This window comes from Acidimicrobiia bacterium (assembly GCA_035948415.1).
Lineage (GTDB): Bacteria > Actinomycetota > Acidimicrobiia > IMCC26256 > PALSA-555 > PALSA-555.
In genome coordinates this window covers 21676-27773 of sequence record DASZJD010000033.1, presented here as the reverse complement: position 1 = coordinate 27773, position 6098 = coordinate 21676, and the positions used below count along the sequence as shown (strand labels likewise).

6 protein-coding genes are annotated in these 6098 nt (G+C 71.9%); 3 read left to right on the top strand and 3 right to left on the bottom strand.

Features of this window, described 5'->3' with window-relative positions; genetic code table 11:
• Both VG869_04615 and VG869_04610 read left to right on the top strand, forming a co-directional pair.
• Positions 1 to 419, top strand: a 419-nt coding sequence (locus VG869_04615; GenBank protein ID HEV3450468.1) for a phosphotransferase, incomplete at its 5' end; no start/stop codon positions are given.
• Entirely contained in the window at positions 416 to 1195 is a 780-nt protein-coding gene (locus VG869_04610; protein HEV3450467.1) for an enoyl-CoA hydratase-related protein, read from the top strand. The genes VG869_04615 and VG869_04610, both read left to right, overlap by 4 nt.
• Before the next feature lies 1 nt (position 1196).
• Here VG869_04610 and VG869_04605 read toward each other — a convergent pair whose 3' ends face one another.
• Positions 1197 to 2168 carry an LLM class flavin-dependent oxidoreductase gene (locus VG869_04605; GenBank protein HEV3450466.1) on the bottom strand — a complete coding sequence of 324 codons (972 nt, stop codon included), beginning with the start codon at positions 2166 to 2168 and terminating at the stop codon, positions 1197 to 1199.
• Positions 2169 to 2172: 4 nt separating this feature from the next.
• The gene (locus VG869_04600) at positions 2173 to 3726 is read right to left on the bottom strand and encodes a FadD3 family acyl-CoA ligase (protein ID HEV3450465.1); all 1554 of its coding nucleotides are present in this window, start codon (positions 3724 to 3726) and stop codon (positions 2173 to 2175) included.
• Between the two features lie 145 nt (positions 3727 to 3871).
• Here VG869_04600 and VG869_04595 point away from each other — a divergent pair, with 145 nt between their 5' ends.
• On the top strand, positions 3872 to 4891 hold the full coding sequence (locus tag VG869_04595; GenBank protein HEV3450464.1) for a ferredoxin--NADP reductase: 1020 nt from the start codon (positions 3872 to 3874) through the stop codon (positions 4889 to 4891).
• On the opposite strand, the gene VG869_04590 is transcribed toward VG869_04595, so the two are convergent.
• Entirely contained in the window at positions 4879 to 6036 is a 1158-nt protein-coding gene (locus VG869_04590) for a CoA transferase (protein HEV3450463.1), read from the bottom strand. The two genes, VG869_04595 and VG869_04590, sit on opposite strands and share 13 nt — an antisense overlap.
• Positions 6037 to 6098 lie beyond the last annotated feature (62 nt).

Here is a 6098-nt window from a genome sequence, read left to right as displayed (position 1 = left end):
TGCACGGCGACTACCAGTTCGCCAACGTCATGTTCGACCACGGCGCGCCGGCCCGGCTGGCCGCGATCGTCGACTGGGAGATGGGGACGGTCGGCGATCCCAAACTCGACCTCGCCTGGGTGGTGCAGAGCTGGCCGGTCGACACGAGTGATCCCGACGCGGCCCGGGGGAGCTACGTCGACATGCGCGGCATGCCGTCGCGCGACCAGGTCCTGGCGCGCTACTCGGAGGTCTCGGGCCGCCAGGTCGACGACATCGACTACTACATCATCCTCGCGAAGTGGAAGCTCGCGATCGTCCTCGAGCAGGGCTTCCAGCGCGCCGGCGACGACGAGAAGCTCCTGGCCTTCGGCCCGATCGTGCTCGACCTGATGCGCGGCGCGGCCGAGGCCGCGGAGGCGACCGGTTACCGGTCGTGAGCGACACCCAGGACCTGGTCCGGGAGCGCCGGGGGCCGCTCCTCCTCCTGCGCCTGGCCCGGCCGGAGGCCAGGAACGCGCTGACGCCCGGGCTCCTCTCGGGGATCGGCGCCGCAGTCCACGAGGCCGAGTCCGACCCCGAGGTGCGGGCCCTCGTCCTCACCGGCACCGGCGACCGCTCCTTCTGCGCCGGCATGGACCTGCGGGCCTTCGCAGCCGGTGAGCAGATCGGCGTCGGCGACGACGACGCGACCCGCACCTACTTCCGGCTCATCGACGGTGAGGTGTCCGTGCCGCTCGTCGGTGCGGCCAACGGCAGCGCGCTGGCCGGCGGCCTCGAGCTGCTGCTCGCGTGCGACGTGATCGTCGCCTCGACCGCCGCGGAGTTCGGCCTGCCGGAGGTGAAGCGAGGGCTGTTCCCCGCGGGGAACGGTGCGTTCCTGGGGAGCCGGATCCCGCTCGGTGTTGCGCTGGAGATGGCGCTGACCGGAGATCCGATCAGCGCCGCGAGGGCGCACGAGCTCGGGCTGGTCAACGTGCTCGCGCCCCCTGAGTCCGTGCTCGACGCCGCGCTCGCCGTCGCCGAACGAATCGCCGCAAACGGCCCGCTCGGGCTCGCGGCGGCGCGGGAGCTCGTGCGGCTCGGCGTCTCGGACGCGACGCGAGTGCGTGCCCGCCGCGACGAGTGGCAACAGATCGTCTTCAGGAGCGAGGACGCCAAGGAAGGCGCGCTCGCCTTCGTCGAGAAGCGGCCGCCGGTGTGGCGGGGCCGCTGAGCTACGGCAGCGCCGGCAGCACCTGGGTCTCGAACAGCCGGAGGCTCGACCAGGCGAGATCGGGCGGCATGCCGCCACACAACGGGTGCAGCATGGCGAACGGGACGGGCGCCGCTCGCAGCTCCTCGACGAGCTGCGCTGGCGTCACGACGCGGTACTGCCCGGTCGCGCGCAGCTCGTCGGCGTCGGCGATGGTGCGGTACGTGGGGATGATGTCGGCCTGCGCTTGCCAGGCGCCATACGAGTTCGTCTCGTGGAGGAAGAAGGGGGCCATCTGCTCCCATCCCCGCTCGGGGTCCTCGGCGAGCGCGACGACCCGGTTCGGGCCGACAGGGCTGGGGCCGGGGTCGGGACGGCCGAGCTTCTGTGCCTCGTCCCGGTAGTACTCCCAGACCTCGGGGACGGAGGGCAGGAAGCCGTCGGCGATGCGGGCGGCGCGCCGCGCCGCCGCTTCACTAGTGCCGCCGAGCGAGATGCTCGGCCCACCGGGCCGGAACGGCGCCGGGGTGATGCGCACGGTTCGTCCTCGATACTCGAAGGGCGCACTGCTGAACGCCGCCTTCAAGGTCGCGACCGCCTCCGTCACCCGGTGGCCGCGCTCGCGCATCTGCACGTCGAACATCTCGAACTCCTCGGGCACGTAGCCACCGGCGACGATCAGGTCGACGCGGCCCTTGCTGAGGTTGTCGAGCACGACCATGTCCTCGGCGAGGCGGAGCGGGTCGTGGAAGGGCGCGATGAGCGCGGCGATGACGAAGCGGACGTTCGTGGTGCGCGCCGCCATCGCCGCCAGCATCGCGATCGGGCTCGGGAGATAGCCGTCGGCGGACCCGTGGTGCTCGGAGACGGCGATGCTCACGCAGCCCAGGCCGTCAGCCCACTCCGCCATCTCGAGGGCCGCCGAGTAGCGGTCGGCCGTGCTCGTGCCGGCGATCTCGGGGTTGCGGAAGTCGAAGCGCAGGCCGAACAGCATGCGCTCACCCATCCGGCGCGCGCCGGGCACGCACCCGGAGCTCGTCCTTGACGACCTTGCCGGTCGCGTTCATGGGGAGGGCGTCGAGGAACTCCACGCTGCGCGGCACCTTGTAGTTCGCCATCTCACCCCGCGCCCACTGCATGAGCGCGGCCGGCTCGATGGCCGCCCCCCGCGTGAGGACGACGAACGCCTTGCCGACCTCGCCCAGTCGCTCGTCCGGCACGCCGATCACGGCGACCTGCGCGACGAGCGCGTGACGGAGGAGGAGGTTCTCGATCTCCGCCGGGTAGGCGTTGAACCCGCCGACGATGAACATGTCCTTGATCCGCCCCACGATCCGCAGGTAGCCGTCCTGGTCGAGGGTGCCGAGATCACCCGTGTGGAGCCAGCCGTCGGCGTCGATGGCGGCGGCGGTCGCGTCCGGGTCGTCGAGGTAGCCGCGCATCACCGTCGCGCCCCGCACCACCACCTCCCCGGGCTCCCCGAGCGGCGTGTCAACACCCTGCTCGTCGACGGTGCGGACCTCGAACCCCGGCAGCGCGACGCCGACCGTCGTCGCGACGCGCTCGACGTCGTCGTCGCGCCCGCTGCCCGTCACCGTGCCCGCCTCCGTCAGCCCGTACCCCGTCAGGACGCGCTCGAACGGCAGCTCCTCGGCGATCCGGCGGATGAGCTCGACCGGGATGTCGGCCGCGCCGGTCGTCATGGCCCGCAGGCTCGAGATGTCGCGCCGGCCGCGATCGGGGTGCTCGAGCAGCGAGAAGTAGAGGGTCGGCGGGCCCGGGAGCACGGTGATGCGCTCGCGCTCGACAAGCTCGAGGACGACGTCGGGATCGAACACGGCGAGCGGCACGATCGTGGCGCCGCGCATCAGCGAGGCCAGGATGCCCGCCTTGTAGCCGAAGATGTGGAAGAACGGGTTCGCGATCAGGTAGCGGTCGCCGGGTCGAACGTCGACCCAGTCGCACCAGTCGAGGTAGCACCGCAGGGTCTGGCCGTGCGCCATGACGACGCCCTTCGGGTTGCCGGTGGTCCCCGAGGTGAACACCACGTCGCTGGGGTCGTCGGGCCCGATCGACGCCACCCGTTCGTCGAGGTCGGCGTCGGGCACGCCGCCGCCTCGGCCGAGGAAGTCGTCCCAGCCGACCACGGCGTCGTCGGCGTCCCCGGAGAGCAGGATCGTGTGCTCGAGCGCGGGCAGCTCGACCCCCGCGTCCGCGAGCAGAGCCGGGTAGTCGGTGTCGAGGAAGCCTCGCACCGTGAACAGGGCGCAGGCGCCGCTGCGGGCGAGGACGTAGCCGGCCTCCGTGCCGCGAAAGCGGGTGTTGACCGGCACCAGGACGGCCCCCGCCGTCGTCACGCCGAGCGCGGCGACGATCCACTCGAGGGAGTTCGGCGCCCACACCGCCACCCGGTCGCCACGCTGGATCCCCGAGGCGACGAGGGCGCGGGCGGCGTCGTCGACCATCGCCCCCAACCGGCGGAAGTCGATCCGTCGGTCGCCGTCCACCACGGCTTCCGCGTCGCCGGACCGGCGCGCCCGGTCGCGGGCCATCGCCGGAATGGTCGGCCAGGTGACGTCGCTGCGCACGTGCCCCCCGGGCGGTCGAGGAGAATGAGATTAGCAGATTTCGAGAGTCAACTTGCTCAGAATGGATACGGGCTTATCATCAGGCCGGGACGGCGACGGGACCTCGCTGATGGAGCTGCACGACCACGAGTACCACTCCCTCATCGTCGCCGACGTCGTCGACGAGACCGCCGACACCCGTTCCTTCGTGCTCGAGATCCCGAGCGAGCTGGAGGCGACCTTCGCCTACGCCGCCGGGCAGTTCTGCACCTTCCGGGTCACGATCGACGGTGAGCCCGTCGTCCGCTGCTACTCGATGTCGAGCTCGCCCGACACCCCCGACCCGTTCACCACCACCGTGAAGCGGGTGCCCGGCGGGCGGATGTCGAACTGGATGAACGACCGGCTCACGGCGGGCGACCATATCGAGGTGCTTCGCCCGACCGGGCTCTTCGTGCTCCACGAGCGAGCGGCGCCCATCGTCGCCTTCGCCGGCGGGAGCGGCATCACGCCGGTGATCTCGATCATCAAGAGCGCCCTCGCCGTCACCGGGCGCCGGATCAGCCTGGTCTACGCCAACCGCAGCGCCGACGCGGTGATCTTCGCCGACGAGCTCGAGCAGCTCCGCTCGAGCGCCGACGGGCGCCTGACGGTCCACCATCACCTCGATTCGGAGCGGGGCTTCCTCGACGCCGCCGACTGCGCGGCCCTCGTTGGCAACGCCGCCGACGCCGACTTCTACCTCTGCGGCCCGGGGCCGTACATGGACACCGTCGAGGTCGGGCTCGCGACGCTCGGCGTGTCGGCGGCCCAGTTGTTCATCGAGCGCTTCGTGCTCCCGGAGCCGCCGCCCACCGAGCCGGAGGCGTCCGGCACCCGGTCCGTGGTGATCCGGCTCGAGCAGCGCGACACGACCGTCGACTACGCGGCGGGCGACACCATCCTCGACACGGCCCGGCGGGCGGGCTTGAGCCCGCCGTTCTCCTGCGAGCAGGGGAACTGCGCCACGTGCATGGCCCGTCTCGAGCCGGGCTCGGCGACGATGCGGGTCAACAACGCGCTCTCGCCCGACGAGGTGAGCGAGGGCTGGGTGCTCACGTGCCAGGCGCTGCCGACCAGCGCGGAGGTGGTCGTCGACTACGACGCCTGATCCGGTGAGCGGTCGAGGTGCTCGAGCACCTCGCGGGTGTGCTCGTGCAGGCGGGGCGGGGGACGGTAGGCGGACGGCGCATCCGTCCCACGGATCGGGTTCGCGACCATCCGCAGCGGCCCGTCGGGGGTGTCGACCGACACGACGAGGCCACGCGACTGCGCCAGGTCGCCGTCGAGGGCCTCCCCGAGGTCGACCACCTCGCCGACGGCGATGCCCAGGGGGCGGAGGCGCTCGACCCAGTCGGCCGCGGACGAGCCTCGCAGCACCGCGCCCAGCTCCTCGAGCAACGTCGCCCGGTGCTCGAAGCGCTGCTGCATGGTGGCGAACCGCTCGTCGTCGGCCCACTCGGGCCGGCCGATCTCCCGACACAGCCGACGCCAGAACTCGTCGTGGGTGACGAACAGCGCGACGTAGCCGGAGGCGGTCGCGAACAGCTGGGCCGGGACGTAGAAGGAGTGTCCGCCGAAGGCCTGGCGCGCCGGCCGATCGCCCCCGTTCAGGTAGGCCGCGGCCTTGTAGTTGAGCTGCGAGAGCATCACGTCGAAGAGCGAGATGTCGACCTGACCGCCCTTGCCCTCGAGGAGCTTCGAGACGAGCCCCAGCGCGGCCATGATCCCGGACGAGTTGTCCACCGCCGAGTAGCCGGCCAGGGCGGGCGGCCCGTCGGGCTCGCCGGTCATGGCCGCCACGCCGCTCATGGCCTGGATCACGTAGTCGAAGGCCGGCCATTCGGCCGCCGGGCCGTCAAGCCCGTAGCCGGTGAGGGCGACGCACACGATCGTGGGGTTGAAGCGGGACAGCGAGTCGTAGTCGAGCCCGAGCTTCCGGATCGCCGACGGACGCAGGTTCACGAGCAGGGCCTGCGCCGTGGCAGCCAGCGCTCCGAGCTCCGCCTGTCCCTTCGCGGTCGTGAGGTCGATATGCACGCTGCGCTTGTTGCGGTTCAGGCTCGCGAAGTACACGTTGTGGTCATCGACCGAGCGCGCCCCGACCTGTCGGGACAGGTCGCCACCGGGGGGCTCGATCTTGACCACGTCGGCGCCGAGGTCGGCGAGGAGCATGCCCCCGAAGGGGCCGGCGAGGATGTGCCCGACCTCGAGCACGCGGATGCCGGCGAGCGGGCCGCGCCGGGTCTCGCTCACGACGCGGCGTCGCTGCGGCGGCGGACGCCGATGGGCTCGGCCCGGGGGACGTGCTGGAGCAA